A 278-nucleotide genomic window follows, 5' to 3' on the forward strand; every position below is an offset into this window, starting at 1 on the left:
GACTGGCTTCAGCTCCATCCGCGAGGGACTTCACCTACATGCCAGCGTGCCTTCTCCCGAAGTTACGGCACCATTTTGCCTAGTTCCTTCACCCGAGTTCTCTCAAGCGCCTTGGTATTCTCTACCTGACCACCTGTGTCGGTTTGGGGTACGATTTAATGTTACCTGGAGCTTAGAGGATTTTCCTGGAAGCAGGGCATCAACTACTTCTGCACCGTAGTGCATCGTCATCACGCCTCAGGGTTAACATGCAACCGGATTTACCAGGTCACACCCCC

General features: G+C 53.2%; 1 rRNA gene. It reads right to left on the reverse strand.

Annotation, left to right across the window (positions count from 1 at the left end):
- Window positions 1-278, reverse strand: a 23S ribosomal RNA gene (locus CD31_RS00040); the annotation flags it as partial.

This window comes from Lysinibacillus boronitolerans JCM 21713 = 10a = NBRC 103108 (assembly GCF_000772935.1).
GTDB lineage: Bacteria > Bacillota > Bacilli > Bacillales_A > Planococcaceae > Lysinibacillus > Lysinibacillus boronitolerans.